Raw genomic sequence first — 18,886 nt, 5'->3', positions numbered from 1 at the left:
ATGTTCCTGTAAAATGGACACATCTATAGCTCCAAAAAAAACATAAAAGTGAATCACACCGCCACAACCCCTTTGATATGTGGGTGAGGGTCGTAGTTCAAAAGCTCGAAATCATCAAAGGTAAAGTCAAAGATGTCCTTCACATTTGGGTTGATTTTCATGGTGGGCAGGGGGCGTGGATCGCGGCTCAATTGCAGCTCCACCTGCTCCATGTGGTTGTTGTAGATGTGCGCATCACCAAAGGTGTGGATGAACTCCCCGGGCTGGTAACCGCATACTTGGGCCATCATCAAGGTGAACAAGGCATAAGAGGCAATGTTGAAGGGTACGCCCAAAAAGATGTCTGCACTGCGTTGGTACAATTGGCAGGAGAGTTTGCCATTGGCCACATAAAATTGGAAAAAGGCATGGCAGGGGGGAAGGGCAGCCTTTCCGTTGGCCACATTTTCCGCAAACGACACTGAAGTGTCCGGCAATACGCTGGGGTTCCAAGCGGAGACCAGCATGCGGCGGCTGTTCGGGTTGTGTTTCAAGGTCTCGATCACTTCCTTGATCTGGTCGATCTCCTCACTGTTCCAGTTGCGCCATTGGTGACCATAGACCGGTCCAAGGTCGCCGTTGTCATCGGCCCACTCGTTCCAAATGCGCACCCCGTTCTCCTGTAGGTACTGGATGTTCGTGTCGCCCTTCAAAAACCACAACAACTCGTGCACAATGGATTTCAGGTGCAGTTTTTTCGTGGTCACCATGGGAAACCCTTCGGAAAGGTCAAATCGCATCTGATAGCCAAAAACGCTCAAAGTTCCTGTCCCTGTACGGTCGCCTTTCTGGTTGCCGTGTTCCAATACGTGTTTGAGGAGGTCGTGGTATTGTTTCATGCTGTTTGTTCCGTTACAATGTCATTTCGAGTGATTTTCCGCTAGCGGAAAATTGTATCGAGAAATCCATTTTTGATATAAAATCCCTTTGGGATTTCACTATAAAATTAAGTTTTAGTGTCACTTCTAACGAATGAAATGAGGGAAAATCCATGACATCTCGACTGCGCTCGATGTGACAAAAAATCAATCCATCGAAATTACTCCAATATAAAAGGATTTGAAATGAGGGATGGGATGACTTATGAAAATTTTATCAACGAAGAAGAGACGGTGAAGGGCTAAAGGGTCAATGGTTTGATTTGATGTGTTTGATTGAACGATACGATTTTCTGTTGTAGTCTTTGAATCTTTTCTATAACGCAGTCTGCGGCATCAGGTGAAAGAAAGTCTAAATCTTGACAAAGAATCAAATGGGTTTCCAATTCGTAGGCTGACCCAAGACTAATTTGAAGAAATCGAACAAAATCCTTCTCAGAATATTTGCCACAACCTTCCGCAATATTGGCAGGAATGGAAATGACGCTTCTATTTGCTTGGGATATCAACCCAAATCGTTCCGAATCTGGTAACAGTTTAGTGAGCGTGTAAACTTCTTTCACTAAAATTCGACCATCTTTCCAAATGGTTAACTCTCGAAAATTTCGCATAACTATATATGTTTAAAAATTCCGAGGTTGAATTCTAAATTTTTATGATTGGTGAAAAGGCCTTTTACCCTTCACTCTTGACCTTTTGCCTTTTTCCCATTTACCTTAAACCTCCATCACCCCAAAATCATCCCGGCAATGGTAGCGGAAAGTAAAGAGGCCAAGGAACCGCCCAGAACGGCCTTCATCCCAAATTCGGAAAGGGTCTTGCGCTGGCCTGGGGCCAAGGAGCCTATCCCACCGATCTGGATACCGATGGAAGCGAAGTTGGCAAAGCCGCAGAGCATATAGGTGGCCATAATGACCGATTTGTTGTAAGTGAAGTGCATGCCACTGGCCATATTTTTGAGTTCCGCCAGTTGGATGTATCCCACAAACTCACTGGCTGCCAATTTGATGCCCAACAGTTGTCCCATGAGCATGACATCCTCGTTCGCCACCCCGATGAGCCACATGAGCGGAGCGAAAATCGTACCGAGTATAGCTTCGAGTGAAAAACTATCGTAGGGGGAATTGGCTGCGATCCATGAGTTTAAGGGGGTAATATCTCCAATTAAGCCCAAAAGCCCATTGATCATGGCGATAAAGGCCACAAAGACCAAGAGCATGGCACCCACATTAACCGCCAATCTTAGTCCTTCAGTGGTCCCGTTGGCAATGGCATCCAATAAATTAGTGCCTATTTTTTCATTTGAGATTTTGACGTCGGTATTGACTTTTTCAGTCTGTGGGTATAAGATTTTTGAAATGACAACGGCGCCAGGGGCGGCCATAACCGAAGCTGCAATAAGATGTCTGGCAAATTCCAACCTAAGTTGTTCGTCATTTCCGCCTAAAAATCCAATATAAGCAGCCAAAACTCCTCCAGCCACAGTGGCCATTCCACCTATCATAACGAGCAAGATTTCGGATTTGGTCATTTTTTCGAGATAGGCTTTGATCATTAGGGGTGCTTCTGTTTGCCCCAAAAAGATGTTTCCGGCCACAGAAAGGCTTTCTGCTCCAGAAATTCCAAGGGATTTTGTTAACAGCCAAGCAAGTGCCTGTACCACTTTTTGAATTATTCCTAGATAAAAGAGAACCGAGGTTAAGGCTGAGAAAAATATAATTGTAGGAAGTATTTGGAAGGCAAAAACATATCCAACATGTGGATTATCCACGTTTAAAAGGTTGGGACCCAGAATGAATTCGCTGCCAGCTAGAGTAAATTCGAGAATTTCATTAAACAGCTTGCCAAGAACTGTAAAAATCTGGCGAATGATTTTAACTTTTAATATTCCAATCGCTAACAATAACTGAATTCCTAATCCAATACCCACCGTTTTCCAGTTGATGGCCTTTCGGTTGGAACTGAACAGAAACGAGATCAGGATCAAGACGGCCATCCCCAATGCGCCACGCCAAAGGGTGTTGAAGGAAAATCCTTGGTTGGGGACCATGTCCGAGCTATGCTGTGTTGAAATGTCGTCAACAATGGCGGTGCCTATGGCGACATTGAGGGAATCTGTGGGTAGGGAATTTTGGCCGAAAGCGACCGAGCAGAGGAGCAGGAGTATCAGAAAACAGTTGGTCTTTTTCGCCATGTACGTTTATTTGCGCTTGGAAATTTCGTCCCTAAGTTTGGCGGCCTTTTCATAGTCCTCATTGGCTACGGCCTTGTCCAGTTCGTTATGGAGTTCGTCCAGGGTCATTTCGCGGTATCCGTGGGAGGATGACCCAGATTCAATTTCAACGGCTTCCCCTTCTTGAAGGATCTCGTCCACCACAATGCTGTCGTCCTCATCCTTTTCCTCATCTTCCTTCGAGGAGAACTTTAGGAAGATGCCGGCCTTGTCCAAAATGGTCTTGTAGGTGAAGATGGGCGCATCAAAACGAAGGGCAAGGGCAATGGCGTCACTGGTCCTTGCATCTATGATCTCTTCCACATTATCACGTTCACAGATGATGCTGGAGTAGAAAACCCCATCTACCAATTTATGGATGATGACCTGCTTGATCACAATCTGGAACCTATCCGCAAAATTCTTGAACAGATCATGGGTGAGCGGCCTAGGTGGTTTGATTTCTTTTTCGAGGGCAATGGCAATGGACTGCGCCTCAAATGCCCCTATGACAATGGGAAGTTTCCGGTCTCCATCAACCTCATTTAAAATCAGGGCATAAGCGCCATTTTGTGTTTGACTGTATGATATTCCCTTTATTTTTAACCGAACTAAGCTCATATTCTCCTCCTAAAAACCCCAAAGGGCCGTTCAAATAAGCGGCAATGCCAGTTATCTGAACAGCCCCTTGCAATGGGCAAATTAACAAAATTTAAGCGTTTTGGGCTTTAAATTCCTTTAATTTTTCGATGAGCTTGGGCACCACCTCGAAGGCGTCCCCGACAATGCCATAATCGGCCGCCTTGAAGAAGGGGGCCTCAGGGTCGTTGTTGATCACCACTTTGGTTTTTGAAGCACTTACTCCGGCCAGATGTTGAATGGCCCCAGAGATTCCAATGGCGATGTAAAGATTGCTCGCGACAGGCTTTCCGGTTTGGCCCACGTGTTCGCCATGTGGACGCCATCCGAGATCGGATACGGGCTTGGAGCATGCTGTTGCGGCACCGAGCACATCGGCGAGCTCTTCAATCATTCCCCAATTTTCCGGGCCTTTGAGCCCACGACCGCCGGATACCACGATATCGGCATCTGCAATGGTGGCTTTTCCGACCACTCTGTCCACTTCCATGGATTTTACCGCAAAATCGCCATCGCTCAAGGAAGGGGTGAAACTTTCCACAGAGGCAGAACCGCCATTTTCCACAACACCAAAGGCATTGTTGGACAGTCCAATGACCTTGATATCCGCGCTGATTTCCGTATGGGCAAAGCCCTTGTTGCTAAAAGCGGTCCTTTTGACCACAAAAGGGGAGGTGCTGTCCGGTGCGGAGACTACATTGGGCACGTAGCCTGCATTCAATTTGGTGGTGAGTATGGGCGCCAAGAACTTACTGTCGGCACTGGAACTCAATATGATGACCTTGGCACCTTCGGTCTGGGCAGCTTGTGCCAGTGCATCGGCATAGGCCTTTGCATTGAAGGTGTCCAATTTGTTGTCCGCTATCTTTAGGACCTTGGATACGCCATAGTTACCCAATGAGGCATCGTCATTGGTGTTGAAAGTGACCGCGGTGACACTGGTACCCAAGTCTTGGGCCACTTTGTGGGCATAGGAGGCCACTTCAAAGGCATTTTTCTTGAATTTTCCCTTCAGGGATTCGGTATATACTAAAACTGACATAATTTCTGAAATTTCAATTTTTCAAACCCCAAATGATAGGTATTTGGTGCTTTACATTTGGGTTTTGGTTTAAATTACTTTCGCTTCGTTGTGCAAAAGGCTGACGAGTTCGCCCACATTGTCGGCATCGACCAACTTGACCGCACCTTTTGGGGCGGGTTTTTCAAATTTTTGGTCTTGGGTAGGCTGCGGGGCATCCACAGGCTCCACAACATTCAGTGCTTTTTGACGTGCCATCATGATTCCCCTCATGTTGGGAATACGGAGGTCGCTTTCCTGGACAAGCCCTTTTTGACCACCGATGACCAAGGGAAGGGTAGTGCCGATTTTTTCCTTTCCTCCATCGATTTCGCGCATGGCGGTGGCATTATTGCCATCAATTTCCAACCCGATGCAGGTGTTCACGAAGTTCATGTCCAACAAGGTGGCCAGCATGCCGGGCACCATACCTCCGTTATAGTCAATGGATTCCCTTCCTGCAATGACCAGGTCGTACCCGCCATTTTTCACCACTTCAGCCAACTGTTTGGCCACAAAAAAACCATCGGTTGGCTCCGCATTTACTCGGATGGCCTCATCGGCACCAATGGCCAGGGCCTTACGTATGGTCGGCTCTGTCTGTGCACCGCCCACAGTGACCACATGGACAGCGGCGCCTTGCTTTTCCTTGAACCACATGGCCCGTGTCAATCCAAACTCATCATTGGGATTGATAACAAACTGGATCCCGTTTGTGTCAAATTTGGTGTCGCCTTCGGTGAAGTTTATCTTGGACGTGGTATCCGGTACGTTACTGATGCAAACTAGAATCTTCATATATGATTAAGGTTTATGGTTTCAAATATAGTCATATAAATCTAAAATTTATTATGCATGCATAATAAATTTTGTTCTTTTTTTGGTTTGATGCAAAGCTTTGTTCTTATAGTTTTTCCTATTTTTGCTTGCATTTTTTAAGCATACCAACGAATCATATTAGTACGATATAATGAAGACAATACAATTCAGGGAAGCCATAGCCGAGGCCATGAGCGAGGAAATGAGAAGGGATGACACCATTTATCTGATGGGTGAGGAAGTTGCCGAGTACAACGGTGCATACAAGGCCTCCAAAGGAATGTTGGACGAGTTTGGCCCCGATCGCGTGCTGGACACCCCCATTTCGGAGCTTGGTTTTGCTGGTATCGGTGTTGGTTCTGCCATGAACGGTAACAGACCGATCATTGAATTTATGACCTTCAATTTCTCTTTGGTGGGTATTGACCAGATCATCAACAATGCTGCGAAGATCCGCCAAATGTCAGCTGGACAGTTCAACTGTCCCATTGTGTTCAGGGGACCAACAGCCTCTGCGGGACAATTGGCCGCCACACACTCCCAGGCTTTTGAAAGTTGGTTCGCCAACTGCCCAGGTCTTAAGGTAGTGGTGCCATCCAACCCTGCCGATGCCAAAGGCTTGTTGAAATCCGCCATTCGTGATGACGACCCCGTTATCTTTATGGAATCCGAGCAGATGTATGGTGACAAAGGTGAGGTTCCCGAGGGAGAGTACACCATCCCATTGGGCGTGGCCGATATCAAAAGGGAAGGAACGGATGTGACCATTGTTTCCTTTGGAAAAATCATCAAGGAAGCCTACAAGGCGGCCGAGGAACTGGAAAAAGAAGGTATCAGTTGTGAGATCATCGATTTGCGCACGGTGCGCCCGATGGACATCAATACCATCATTACATCTATCAAGAAAACCAACAGGATGGTGATTTTGGAAGAAGCGTGGCCATTTGGTAACGTTTCAACGGAAATCATCTATCACGTTCAGGATAAGGCATTCGATTATATGGATGCACCCATCGTAAAAATAAATACAGCGGACACGCCTGCACCCTATTCGCCAGTGCTTTTGGCCGAATGGTTGCCCAACCACGAGGACGTGATCAAAGCTGTTAAGAAAGTGTTATATAAGTAGTAGTATTCTATTTGTAAGGTATATTAGCCCCGTCAACAGAGTTGTCGGGGCTTTTTTAGGGAACAATTTTTGATAGGAAACTACTTTTGAACCAAATTTGACCGAAATTGAAACGGGAAAGCCTTTGGTGGTTATCCCTAATTGTCCCATATATCTGAACATGAAAAGATATCTCCTTGTTTTTTTCTGCTTTACTTTTTTAACTGCCTTTTCCCAGACCAAGATCGAGGGAATCGTGAAGGATGAATCGGGAATGCCCATCGCCTTTGCCAATATCATCTTCACAGGCTCTACCGAAGGCACCATCACCAACGATAATGGCCGTTTCTATTTTGAATCGGACAATACCTATAAGACCATCAAGGTGTCTTTTATGGGGTATGAATCCAAGGAAATCCTGCTCACCCAAAAAGTGAACTATGGGATGGAGATCGTACTGACGGAATCTGCCGAACAGTTGAGGGAAGTGGTGGTCTATACCGGAAAACAGTCCAAAAAGGACAACCCGGCAATCGACATTCTCAGGAAGATATGGGAGAAAAAGCGGGAGAACGGGGTTCGTAAGTTCAAGCAATACCAGTATGACAAATACGAAAAGGTGGAGTTTGATCTCAATACGATAGACAGTGCGCTGATAAAAAGCAAACTTTTTAAGGGGTTGGAGTTTATGTTCGAGGATTTGGACACGTCCCGGATCACGGGAAAAACCTACCTCCCCATCTTTTTGAACGAGACTTTCTCCAAAGTCTATGGGGACAACACGATTGAAAAGGAAAAAGAGGATGTGCTGGGCAACAAAAGTTCCGGGTTCAGTGGCAACCAGGCCATCACGGCCTTTGTGGAGGACCTGTATTCGGATTATGACATTTATGACAACTATCTGAAATTTTTTGATAAGAGTTTCACCAGCCCCTTGTCCAAAACCGGGATTGACACTTATAATTATGTGCTTTCGGACAGTACTTTTATCGACAACAAATGGTGCTATAACATCATCTATTATCCCAGACGGAAGAACGAGCTCACCTTCAAAGGGGATTTTTGGGTGAACGACACCACCTTCGCCATCAAGAAGATCAACATGCAGGTCACCAAAAGTGCCAACATCAACTGGGTGAAGGAAATCTATATTGAACAGGAGTTCAACGTGGTGAGCGATTCGGTCTTTTTGCTGAAGCGGGATTACATGCTGAGCGATTTCAGTTTTTCCAAAAAGGAAGAATCAAAAGGGGTGTATGGCAAGCGTACCACGGTTTATGACAATTACAATTTCAATAACCGCCGACCCGAGGAATTTTACAAAGCGGTCTCCGATCCCTATGATCCAAGGGTGTTCTCGCAGGACAGTCTGTTCTGGAAAAATGCCCGTTTGGAAAATCTGAACGATGATGAGTCAGGGATTTTCAAGCTGCTGGATACCTTAAAGACCGTGCCCAAGTTCAGGACCTATTACGACATTGTGAGTATCTTGGGTTCGGGCTATGTCGAAATTGACAAATGGAACATCGACATTGGGGACATCTACAGCACTTTTGGCTATAACGATGCCGAAGGAATCCGTTTGCGGGGAGGTGCACGGACCTATTTTGGGCAAAACGATACTTGGCGTTTGGAAGGTTATATGGCCTATGGGTTTGACGATAAAAAGTTCAAGCACGGCTTTTCAGGCAAGTTTCTGCTGGATCGAAAGAGCAGGCTCATGATTTCCGGTGGTAACCGAAGGGACATAGAGCAATTGGGGCTCAGTCTCACCAGTACCAATGACGTTCTGGGAAGGAGTATTGCATCGTCTTCCTTGGTCACTGTCGGCTCCAACAACAGGCTTACCAACATCAACCTCTCCACCTTCAATGTGGAGATGGAACCCGTAAAAAATTTTAGGATCAGTGTGGGAAGCTCGTTCCGGACCTTGAGTTCCGCATTGCCGGAAGCCTTCAATCTGGATTATGTGGACCCTGATTCCCCCACGGGCATATCATCCGAAGTGAAACAGTTGGATTTGACCACTACCTTGATCTACACGCCGGGCAAACGGACCATTGGCTATGGGGTGGAAAGAGCGAATATCAATGACAATTACAGCACCCTGGTGCTCAACTATACCAAAGGTATAAGTGGTTTTCTGGAAAGTGATTTCGATTACGAACGCTTGCAGTTCTCATACAGACAGCCATGGCAGATAGGGGGATTGGGCCGATTGACGAGCAGTGTGGAACTGGGTAAGACCTTTGGCGAGGTCCCGTTGAGTCTATTAAGCGTCATTCCAGGGAACCAGACCCTTTTCTCGCTGTACAACGTATTTCCCAATCTTGATTTTTATGAGTTTGTGACCGATACGTATGCGACCGTGCACTTGGAACACAACTTCAATGGGCGCTTATTTTCTCGGGTTCCCTTGTTGCGTAAACTCAATCTGCGTGAAATAGTAGGGCTCAGGGGAGCATGGGGCCAATTGTCCGATGAGAACATCGCACTCAGCGCACCTGCCAATATCCCATTGATGGCCCCGGAAGATCAAATCTATTGGGAATACTCCTTCGGGGTGGGGAACATTTTCAAGATATTACGGATCGACTTTAATTTCAGGGGCAATTACTTGGACAATCCCGATGCACGCCGCTTCGGAATCACGGGAACCTTCGGATTTAACTTTTAATTGATACGAATACAGCAATTTATTTGCCCTATTCCAGCTATACTGGTTATTTTTGCACCAAATTAAAACTTCAAGAATGTCCAAAAAACAAACAGTCACTTTTGACGTGCTCATCGAAATTCCAAAGGGTAGTCGAAACAAGTACGAATACGATTTCACTTTACATAAAATACGGTTCGACCGTACCCTGTTTTCTTCCATGATGTATCCCGGCGATTATGGTTTTGTGCCGGAGACCTTGGCCTTGGACCACGATCCCCTGGATGTACTCGTATTGGGAACAGAACCTACCTATCCCATGGTGGTGATGGAGGTGAAGCCCGTTGGGGTTTTCCACATGACCGATGAAAAGGGACCCGATGAAAAATTGATCTGTGTGCCCGTTTCCGACCCCATTTGGAGCAAGAGGGACGATATCAGTGAGCTTAACCCGCACAGATTGAAGGAGATAGAACACTTTTTCCAAGTGTATAAGGACCTTGAAAAAAAGAAAGTGGATACCGGTGGCTGGGGCGGTGTGGACGAAGCCATCCAGATTTACCACGAATGTGTGAAACGCTATGATGACAGTGAGCACAAAAAGAAACGAACCTATACCATATAGGTAATAATAATTATAAAAAAATACGCCATTTATAAACAATGGCGTATTTTTTTTATTACTTCGTATTTTACTACTTTAGCAGCCGTTAAAAATTTCTTAAACAACTCAAATTATGGATTTGATCGTAAAATTTCTGCCCGTTTTTGGTATCCTGGGCCTGTTGTACGTTTTCATTAAGAACGTATGGATTTCCAAACAAGAGGTCGGTGACGCTAAAATGGCGCGAATCGCCAAGAACATTGCGGATGGGGCAATGTCGTTCTTAAAGGCAGAATACAAAATACTCAGCATATTTGTTTTGGCCGTGGCCGTACTATTGTTCTTCAAAGGGAGCAATGAGGCCGGTTCCAATGGGATGGTGGCCGTTTCCTTTGTTGTAGGGGCCATCTGTTCTGCCTTGGCAGGTTTCATTGGGATGAAGGTCGCCACAAAGGCCAACGTAAGGACCACAAATGCAGCAAGGACCTCTTTGGGCAAGGCCCTCGAAGTCGCTTTTGCCGGTGGGGCCGTTATGGGCCTTGGTGTTGTGGGTCTTGGTGTTCTTGGATTGAGTGGACTTTTTATGATATACAGTGGCCAAGGCTGGGAACTTGGTGAAGTACTCAATGTGCTTTCAGGATTTTCACTTGGTGCATCCTCCATCGCACTTTTTGCGCGTGTGGGAGGTGGAATCTATACCAAAGCAGCCGACGTAGGTGCCGACCTTGTTGGAAAAGTGGAAGCCGGTATTCCGGAAGATCACCCATTGAACCCCGCTACCATTGCGGATAACGTTGGGGACAACGTTGGGGATGTGGCCGGTATGGGTGCCGACCTTTTTGAATCCTATGTGGGTTCCATTATCGGAACCATGGTATTGGGAGCCGTTTTTGCCGGATTGCCAGAATTCCAAGCTGGCTTTGATGGTCTTGGAGCGGTGTACCTGCCTTTGGCATTGGCTGCGGTGGGCATCGTAATGTCCATTATAGGAACCTTCTTTGTAAAAGTAAAGGATGGCGGAAACCCTCAGACCGCTTTGAACATAGGTGAATTTGGTTCCGCGGGTCTTATGTTGGTGGCTTCCTATTTCATCATCAAAGGAATGTTGCCAGAATCTTGGGTTGAAGGAGGCACTGAATATACCTCTTTGGGTGTGTTCTTGGCAACCATCGCTGGTTTGGTGGCCGGACTTTTGGTCGGTAAGGTTACCGAATATTATACAGGAACGGGAACAAAACCTGTAAACTCTATCGTTCGCCAGTCCGAAACAGGATCTGCGACCAACATCATTGCAGGATTGGGTGTTGGGATGATGTCAACCGCCATTCCGATCGTTTTGATCGCTGCGGCCATTTTGGTTTCGCATCACTTTGCCGGACTTTACGGAATCGCGATCGCTGCCGTGGGTATGTTGGCAAATACAGGAATCCAATTGGCCGTCGATGCCTACGGACCTATTTCTGATAACGCAGGTGGTATTGCCGAAATGGCGGAACTGCCAAAAGAAGTTCGTGAACGGACAGATAAATTGGATGCTGTTGGAAACACTACAGCGGCCATTGGAAAAGGATTTGCCATTGCTTCTGCGGCCTTGACCGCCTTGGCACTTTTTGCAGCCTTCATGAAGACAGCAGGAGTAGAATCCATCGATGTTTCACAACCAGATATCATGGCGGGACTTTTGGTAGGGGGTATGCTTCCCTTCGTGTTCTCCGCACTTTCCATGAATGCAGTGGGTAGGGCGGCCATGGCCATGATCGAGGAAGTACGTCGCCAGTTCAGGGACATTCCCCAACTGAAAGCGGCATTGGAAGTGATGCGGAAGTATGATTCCGACATTTCCAAGGCATCTGCCGAGGACAGAAAAATATTTGATGCTGCCGATGGTGTAGCGGAATACGATAAATGCGTGGCCATTTCAACGAAGGCCTCCATCAAGGAAATGGTATTGCCCGGATTGTTGGCAATTGCCGTTCCCGTTGCCGTCGGGTTCATCGGTGGTGCCGAAATGTTGGGAGGTTTGTTGGCAGGCGTGACCACAGCTGGTGTGTTGATGGCCATTTTCCAATCCAACGCAGGTGGAGCTTGGGACAATGCCAAGAAGACCATCGAAAGCGAAGGACGTAAGGGAAGTGATGCCCACAAGGCAGCCGTAGTTGGTGATACCGTGGGTGATCCGTTCAAGGATACCTCAGGCCCTTCTTTGAACATTTTGTTGAAATTGATGTCCGTTGTGGCATTGGTGATAGCCCCTAGTTTGGTAAGCCTTTCTTCTGAGGATGGTATCAGCATGACCAAGGAAGATGGAACTACAATTACAATTTCTGAGGATGGTATGAAAGAATCCAGAACCATCGAAAAGCAGATCCGTATCGAAATGAGCAATACGGCTGAAGGAGCCTATAAAGCTGTTGTTACCTCAAGCACTGAGGTAGATGGTGACTTGAAGGAAGAAACCAAGGAATTTGTTGCCGACACCAAGGAAGAAGTAGAAAAATTGGTGGAAGCCTATAAAAACAGTGCTAAGGCAAAGAATTAGCGCTCGCTTTACCCTAAAGCTGAAAAAACCACGCCTTGGCGTGGTTTTTTTATGGGAGGAATCCAATCCTTGTCATATCGGGCTGTCATCCTGAGCACAGTCGAAGGAGTGACAGAAGAAATAGTCAAGATGCAGGGTTAATTCAATCTAAAGGTGATGGGAATGGAATAGGGAACCTTCACGGCGGTGCCCCGTTGTTTGCCCGGTGCCATTTTGGGCAACTTGGAAATGATTCGGGCCGCTTCCGTCTCCAAACTCTTGTCCGGTCCGCGCATTTGTACGTTTCCGATGCTGCCATCCTTTTGGATTACAAAAATAACGTTCACCTTGCCCTGTATGCCCATTTCTTGGGCCGGTTCGGGGTAGCGGAAGTTTTTACGGATATGGTTTTGCATCATTTCCTGAAAACACTCCCTTTTTTCTTTTTCGGTTGACTCATTTTCACACCCTGGGAATACAGGGGCGTTCTCAATAACGGAGAAGAATACAGTTTCGGGAATATCTTCTTCGGCTACGGCAATGTCTTCGACCTTGGCGATTTCGGTATCTTGATTGGGATCTACTGCCTCAATTACAGTTTCTTCAATTTTCTCATCATCATCTGCTATTTCAATTTTGGGAGGAGTAATGATTTGGGGTTTGGGCGGATCAGGCAATTTTTGCATGGTGATGGGTACTTCCTCGATCAAATCGTCTTGGATCTTCAGGGTGGCTCTGTCCCATTCGTCACTGGAATAAAAGGTCTTCCACTCCAAGGCCAAAAAGGCCATGAGTAGCATCATTGTCATTCCTACAAAAAAATAGAGCAGGCTGTTTCGGTTGGGGTCCAGTTTTTGGTTCTTTTTCGTTTCCATGATTTTCAAGTTTTTGGCCCAAAGGGCGTAGTTAACAGTAGGTCTAAACTACTTTGAAAATCAACCTATTAAAAAAGGAAATGAGGGAACGGGTCGTTTGGGTGAGGGAAATGGTACAATTTATTTGAAGGAAGATGAGCCTTTTAGAATGCCATGGAAATTCCCACGCCCCATTCCCTTCCATTGTAAAAGGGCATGACCAGTCCGTCCATGGTTTCCCTGCCCTTGAAAAGGGTCCTTTTGACCCAGGGATGAACCCAATAGGCAATTTTGGTGCTCAACATACCGATTCCCGCACCTGCGGTCACATCGGTGAGCCAATGGCGGTCGTTGTACATTCTGAAGAAGCCGGTGCCGGCTGCAACAACATAACCTGTGATGCCATACCAAACGGACACATCTTTGTATTCTTGATATAAAAATTCGGCCCCCATGAAAGCTGTGGCGGTATGGCCGGAAGGAAATGAGTTTTTGGAAGATCCGTCGGGGCGTTCCTCGTTGGAAACTTTTTTGACAATGTTCACCGTGGTTCCCATAATGAGATAGGCGGTGCCCAAGACCACGGTCCTGTCCTTAAAATTGTTCTTTCCTTTAATGCCGATGGCATTTAGGCCATAAACTGATAGAAATGGACTGTATTGCGAGATGTCATCGATGGTGAACTTGGTGTCGATGTGTTCGTTGATCTCGTTTTTGATGTCGGAGTTGATGAATTTCAGTTGATGGCTTTCCAGACCGATGACACCATAGGTGATGAGGGCGGTCGGGATGATAAGGGATTCGTATTTGAACGGAAGGCTGGTAGAGGGTATGGAATCTGTCTTGGTTTTTTGTCCAAATGAGAGGGACGAGATCAGGAACCCAGCAGATAATAATATTTTATGGCATTTCATTCCAAATAGGGGATAGGATGAGCATCATTGCAAAGCAAATACATAAAAGAGGTTGGAAAAAATGGATGGGCATTGCCCTTTAATTTTCCTAGAACAATCCATGGATCTCCGCATCAATTCTGTTGATGACTTTGCCCAAGTCTTCGGGATCGGATACAAAATCCAGGTCGTCCACATCAAAAATGAGCAATTTACCTTTGGCATAGGTATTGGCCCAGGCCTCGTAGCGTTCGTTCAGCCGGCTGAGGTAATCAATGGAAATGGAATTTTCATAGTCCCGCCCCCGTTTGTGGATCTGGTTCACCAAATTGGGGATGGAGCTGCGGAGATAGATCAATAGGTCCGGCGGCTCCACCAAACTTTCCATCAGCTCAAAAAGACTCCTGTAATTCTCAAAATCACGGTTGGTCATCAGGCCCATGGCGTGGAGGTTGGGTGCAAAAATATGGGCATCCTCATAAATGGTCCGGTCCTGGATTACATCCTTCCCGCTTTCCCTGATCTTCAAGATCTGCCGGTAGCGGCTGTTCAGGAAGTAGATCTGTAAGTTGAAGCTCCAACGTTCCATCTGGGTATAGAAATCATCCAGATAGGGATTGTCCACCACATCCTCAAAATGGGCATCCCACTTGTAGTGTTTTGCAAGCAAGTTGGTCAGGGTGGTCTTTCCGGCGCCAATGTTTCCTGCTACAGCAATGTGCATAAGATGTTGGTGTTTATGATGTTGGTGTTCGAGGACTAGGGAAATCTAATCGGCGCAATATACAAAGTATATCCACTTCAAGAAAAAAAACTGGACGAAATGGAAAAGCGGGCAAACCTCAGGGAACAAAGTTTTGAAATATCATTCAAATACGTACTTTTGCCCATCAGAACGAGGAAAGATTTGACTGATTGCAACCTCCGTGGCCAAAATGGTTTGGCACAAGAAAAATGCTAAAGCAGTTCGTGTTGGGCAATGCCCGACACCACTCTTCAAGGGTTACGAACTTCTTTGCTGGGCATCTGTCAGAATACTTCCATTAAATAAGAACAATGCCATATTTGTTTACATCAGAATCTGTTAGTGAAGGACATCCGGATAAGATCGCGGACCAGATCAGTGATGCCCTATTGGATAATTTTTTGGCCTTTGACCCCGAGAGCAAAGTGGCCTGCGAGACCTTGGTGACCACGGGTCAGGTGGTCTTGGCCGGCGAGGTGAAGAGCCATACCTATGTGGACCTGCAGAGCATTGCCAGGGAGGTCATCAACAATATTGGCTATACCAAGGGCGAATACAAGTTCAGTGGCGATTCCTGTGGGGTGATCTCTCTGATCCACGAACAGTCACAGGACATCAACCAAGGGGTGGACAGGGGCAGCAAAGAGGAGCAAGGTGCCGGTGACCAGGGCATGATGTTCGGTTATGCCACCAAGGAAACCGATAATTACATGCCTTTGGCGTTGGATATTTCCCATAAGATCTTGCAGGTACTTGCCGATCTGCGTAGGGAAGGAAAACGCATCAGTTATCTGCGTCCCGATGCCAAGTCCCAAGTGACCATTGAATATTCCGATGACAATGTGCCACAGCGTATCGATACCATTGTGGTCTCTACGCAACACGATGAATTTGCTGCGGATGAGGTGATGTTGGCCCAGATCAAGGAAGACATCATCAATATTCTTATCCCCGAGGTGAAAAGCCTGTTGCCGGAGGATATCCAAAAACTTTTCAACGATAAGATCAAATACCACATCAACCCTACCGGAAAGTTTGTGATCGGTGGACCACATGGCGATACCGGATTGACCGGTAGAAAGATCATTGTGGATACCTACGGAGGCAAGGGAGCCCATGGTGGAGGTGCCTTTAGTGGCAAAGACCCGAGCAAAGTGGACCGAAGTGCCGCTTATGCTGCGCGCCACATGGCAAAGAATTTGGTCGCTGCCGGGGTGGCCGATGAAATTTTGGTACAGGTCAGTTATGCCATCGGAGTGGTGGAACCGACCTCCATTTTTGTGGAAACCTATGGTTCATCCAACGTAAAACTTAGTGATGGCGAGATTGCCAAGAAGGCCGCGGAGCTTTTCGATATGAGGCCTTTTGCCATTGAGGAACGTCTAAAACTGCGCAATCCCATATATTTGGAAACCGCCGCCTATGGCCATTTGGGCAAAGAACCCCAAACCTTGACCAAGGTGTTCGAGTCCCCCTATAATGGAAGGATCGAAAAAGAAGTGGAACTCTTCACTTGGGAAAAACTGGACATGGTGGACAAGGTGAAAGCAGCATTCGGGCTATAATCTAACATTCATTCACATAAAAAAGAAAGGAGCTCTTTGGAAGGGCTCCTTTTTTATTGGCATACTCTAGGGAACTTTAGTAGATTTAGGGAATCAAAAATATCCCATGATGAAAAGTCCAGCCAAAATCCTGATTCTTAGCATTTGTTTGTTGGTTTTTACCGTAAGCTGCAAGAAAACCGTAAAGACCGAAGAGCAGCCAGTTGTTGACACCTATGTGGCCGACCATTACACCAAAAAAGAGGTGGACATTGAAATGCGGGACGGGATAAAACTGCACACCACCATATATTCCCCAAAGGATACTTCCAAGGAATATCCCATCATCATGCAACGTACACCCTACAGCTCGCAGCCTTATGGAGAAGGCAATTTTAGGACCAAGATCGGGCCCAATGAGCATTTGATGAAGGAGGGGAACATCATCGTTTATCAAGATGTTCGCGGGCGTTGGCTCAGCGAAGGGCATTATGAGAACATGAGGGCCTATATCCCCAACAAGACCTCCAATGACCAAGTGGACGAAAGTTCCGATACCTACGATACCATTGAATGGTTGGTCAACAATGTGGAGAACAACAACGGTAATGTCGGTGTTTGGGGGATTTCGTATCCAGGTTATTACGCCACCTATGCCACGGTGGACGCACACCCTGCGCTAAAGGCGGCTTCGCCCCAGGCCTGTATCGGGGATTTCTTTTTTGATGATTTTCATCATAATGGCGCCTATTTGTTGAGCTATTTTAGGGCTACGTCCCTGTTCGGGACACCCAGGCCCAATGGCGATCAGCCCATCGATACCGCTTGGTACACCTTGCCCAGTCTGCCCACCGAAGATCAATACCAGTTCTTTTTGGATGCAGGCCCGTTAAAGAATCTGGACTACTTTTTTGAATACGAAACGGCAGACACCCCCACCATGCGTCCCGAAGGTGTCACCGATGATTATTTTTGGAACGAACTCAAGGAACATCCCAATTACGATGAAATGTGGCAGTCCAAAGGCTTGATCCAACATTTGAAAAATGTAAAGAGCAGCGTGGCCACCATGATCGTAGGCGGTTGGTTCGATGCGGAAGACCTCTATGGACCCTTGGAGACCTATAAGAACATTGAAAAATACAATGAGGGCAACTACAATACCATGGTCTTTGGTCCATGGGATCACGGCGGATGGGCCCGAACCGTGGACAGGAACGTGGTGGGCAATTATTATTTTGGGGATTCCATTTCCTTGTTTTTCCAAAAAGACATAGAAACCAAATTCTTCAATCACTTTTTGAAAGGAGATGGAAGTCCAGATTCAGGATTGCCCGAAGCCTATGTCTTCGATACGGGCAAAAAGGAATGGAAGACCTATGGCACATGGCCGCCCGAAAATGCCTCGAAGCAGACCATGTACCTTTCCGAGGATCAAGAGCTGACCGAGGCACAAAATGGGGCAACAGGTGTCCAGTTCATCAGTGACATCAAAAAACCAGTGCCCTATTCCGAGGATATCAAGACCGTGTTCACCCCTCGAAAATACATGACCGATGATCAGCGTTTTGCGGCCAGACGTTCCGATGTGCTTGTTTTTGAAACCGATGTCTTGGAAGATGACCTCACCTTGGCCGGGGATATTCTGGCCCATTTGAAAGTGGCCACAACAGGAACTGCCGCGGATTGGATCGTAAAGATCATCGACGTGCACCCAGCGGATGCCGAGACCAATGAAGAAATGCAGAACCACCTCAAGATGAGCAATTACCATTTGATGGTGCGAAGCGAGGTACTTCGTGGGCGGTTCAGGAACAGTTTTTCCGATCCCGAGCCTTTTACACCCAACCAAAAAACGGATGTGGACATCAAATTGCAGGATGTGTTCCATACCTTCAAAAAGGGGCACAAATTACAGGTGCAGGTACAAAGTACCTGGTTCCCGCTGATCGATTTGAACCCGCAAACCTATGTGGAGAATATCTTCAAGGCCGATGAATCGGACTTCAAGACCCAGACCCATACCGTTTTCACGGATTCGAACATTGAGTTCACGGTGTTGAAATAGAAGATGGGCCATGTTTTGGTGAATTTTTGCCGAAAGATTAGGAAATTCCATCTTTCCATCAGTATATTTGCCGAACGAAGTTCAAACACGTATTGATTAGTTATCAAGAAAGGTGGAGGGAATAGACCCTTTGAAGCCTTAGCAACCCTTGGCTCACGATGTCAAGAAGGTGCTACATTCTATCCCGATGGGAATAGATAACGACAATCGACTTTTCGATTTCACTTTCTTATAACTTTTTGATTTTTC

The 18,886-nt window shown here is 46.6% G+C and carries 15 protein-coding genes and 1 riboswitch; of the genes, 6 read left to right on the top strand and 9 right to left on the bottom strand.

What is annotated here, in order from left to right; genetic code table 11:
• Positions 1-53: 53 nt before the first annotated feature.
• From DB398_RS10580 to DB398_RS10555, 6 genes are all read right to left on the bottom strand, one after another.
• On the bottom strand, positions 54-878 hold the full coding sequence (locus DB398_RS10580) for a thymidylate synthase (protein WP_108424347.1): 825 nt from the start codon (positions 876-878) through the stop codon (positions 54-56).
• Positions 879-1,159: 281 nt separating this feature from the next.
• Positions 1,160-1,528, bottom strand: coding sequence for a four helix bundle protein (locus tag DB398_RS10575; RefSeq protein WP_108424346.1), 369 nt, complete (start codon positions 1,526-1,528; stop codon positions 1,160-1,162).
• A gap of 116 nt (positions 1,529-1,644) precedes the next feature.
• On the bottom strand, positions 1,645-3,111 hold the full coding sequence (locus tag DB398_RS10570) for a NupC/NupG family nucleoside CNT transporter (protein ID WP_108424345.1): 1,467 nt from the start codon (positions 3,109-3,111) through the stop codon (positions 1,645-1,647).
• 6 nt (positions 3,112-3,117) lie between these two features.
• Positions 3,118-3,750, bottom strand: coding sequence for a bifunctional nuclease family protein (locus tag DB398_RS10565; RefSeq protein WP_108424344.1), 633 nt, complete (start codon positions 3,748-3,750; stop codon positions 3,118-3,120).
• Positions 3,751-3,841: 91 nt separating this feature from the next.
• Positions 3,842-4,810 carry an electron transfer flavoprotein subunit alpha/FixB family protein gene (locus tag DB398_RS10560; protein WP_108424343.1) on the bottom strand — a complete coding sequence of 323 codons (969 nt, stop codon included), beginning with the start codon at positions 4,808-4,810 and terminating at the stop codon, positions 3,842-3,844.
• 69 nt (positions 4,811-4,879) lie between these two features.
• Positions 4,880-5,626 carry an electron transfer flavoprotein subunit beta/FixA family protein gene (locus tag DB398_RS10555; RefSeq protein ID WP_108424342.1) on the bottom strand — a complete coding sequence of 249 codons (747 nt, stop codon included), beginning with the start codon at positions 5,624-5,626 and terminating at the stop codon, positions 4,880-4,882.
• Between the two features lie 172 nt (positions 5,627-5,798).
• Between DB398_RS10555 and DB398_RS10550 the strand changes: the two genes are divergently transcribed.
• The 4 genes from DB398_RS10550 to DB398_RS10535 all read left to right on the top strand — a co-directional run bounded on the left by DB398_RS10550 (position 5,799) and on the right by DB398_RS10535 (position 12,554).
• Complete coding sequence (locus DB398_RS10550) at positions 5,799-6,776, top strand: pyruvate dehydrogenase complex E1 component subunit beta (RefSeq protein ID WP_108424341.1); 978 nt, start codon at positions 5,799-5,801, stop codon at positions 6,774-6,776.
• Positions 6,777-6,936: 160 nt separating this feature from the next.
• Positions 6,937-9,432, top strand: coding sequence for a DUF5686 and carboxypeptidase-like regulatory domain-containing protein (locus DB398_RS10545; protein WP_108424409.1), 2,496 nt, complete (start codon positions 6,937-6,939; stop codon positions 9,430-9,432).
• 76 nt (positions 9,433-9,508) lie between these two features.
• Positions 9,509-10,036 carry an inorganic diphosphatase gene (locus DB398_RS10540; protein WP_108424340.1) on the top strand — a complete coding sequence of 176 codons (528 nt, stop codon included), beginning with the start codon at positions 9,509-9,511 and terminating at the stop codon, positions 10,034-10,036.
• Positions 10,037-10,148: 112 nt separating this feature from the next.
• Positions 10,149-12,554 carry a sodium-translocating pyrophosphatase gene (locus DB398_RS10535; protein ID WP_108424339.1) on the top strand — a complete coding sequence of 802 codons (2,406 nt, stop codon included), beginning with the start codon at positions 10,149-10,151 and terminating at the stop codon, positions 12,552-12,554.
• Positions 12,555-12,691: 137 nt separating this feature from the next.
• Here the strand turns inward: DB398_RS10535 and DB398_RS10530 are convergent, their stop codons facing one another.
• From DB398_RS10530 to DB398_RS10520, 3 genes are all read right to left on the bottom strand, one after another.
• Positions 12,692-13,408 carry an energy transducer TonB gene (locus tag DB398_RS10530; RefSeq protein ID WP_108424338.1) on the bottom strand — a complete coding sequence of 239 codons (717 nt, stop codon included), beginning with the start codon at positions 13,406-13,408 and terminating at the stop codon, positions 12,692-12,694.
• A gap of 143 nt (positions 13,409-13,551) precedes the next feature.
• The gene (locus tag DB398_RS10525) at positions 13,552-14,301 is read right to left on the bottom strand and encodes a phosphatase PAP2 family protein (protein ID WP_108424337.1); all 750 of its coding nucleotides are present in this window, start codon (positions 14,299-14,301) and stop codon (positions 13,552-13,554) included.
• A gap of 88 nt (positions 14,302-14,389) precedes the next feature.
• Entirely contained in the window at positions 14,390-15,004 is a 615-nt protein-coding gene (locus tag DB398_RS10520; RefSeq protein ID WP_072878413.1) for a deoxynucleoside kinase, read from the bottom strand.
• 332 nt (positions 15,005-15,336) lie between these two features.
• Here DB398_RS10520 and metK point away from each other — a divergent pair, with 332 nt between their 5' ends.
• On the top strand, positions 15,337-16,590 hold the full coding sequence (gene metK, locus DB398_RS10515; protein ID WP_108424336.1) for a methionine adenosyltransferase: 1,254 nt from the start codon (positions 15,337-15,339) through the stop codon (positions 16,588-16,590).
• 109 nt (positions 16,591-16,699) lie between these two features.
• Positions 16,700-18,637 (top strand): CocE/NonD family hydrolase, encoded by a 1,938-nt coding sequence (locus DB398_RS10510; protein ID WP_108424335.1) that lies wholly within the window; start codon positions 16,700-16,702, stop codon positions 18,635-18,637.
• Positions 18,638-18,734: 97 nt separating this feature from the next.
• A riboswitch (SAM riboswitch) is annotated at positions 18,735-18,841 on the top strand.
• Positions 18,842-18,886 lie beyond the last annotated feature (45 nt).

Origin of the sequence: Flagellimonas amoyensis (assembly GCF_003058265.1) — a bacterium.
In the GTDB taxonomy this organism is placed as follows: domain Bacteria; phylum Bacteroidota; class Bacteroidia; order Flavobacteriales; family Flavobacteriaceae; genus Flagellimonas; species Flagellimonas amoyensis.
Note: the sequence above shows the minus strand (reverse complement) of the source record. Positions and strands in the feature narration are given on the sequence as shown.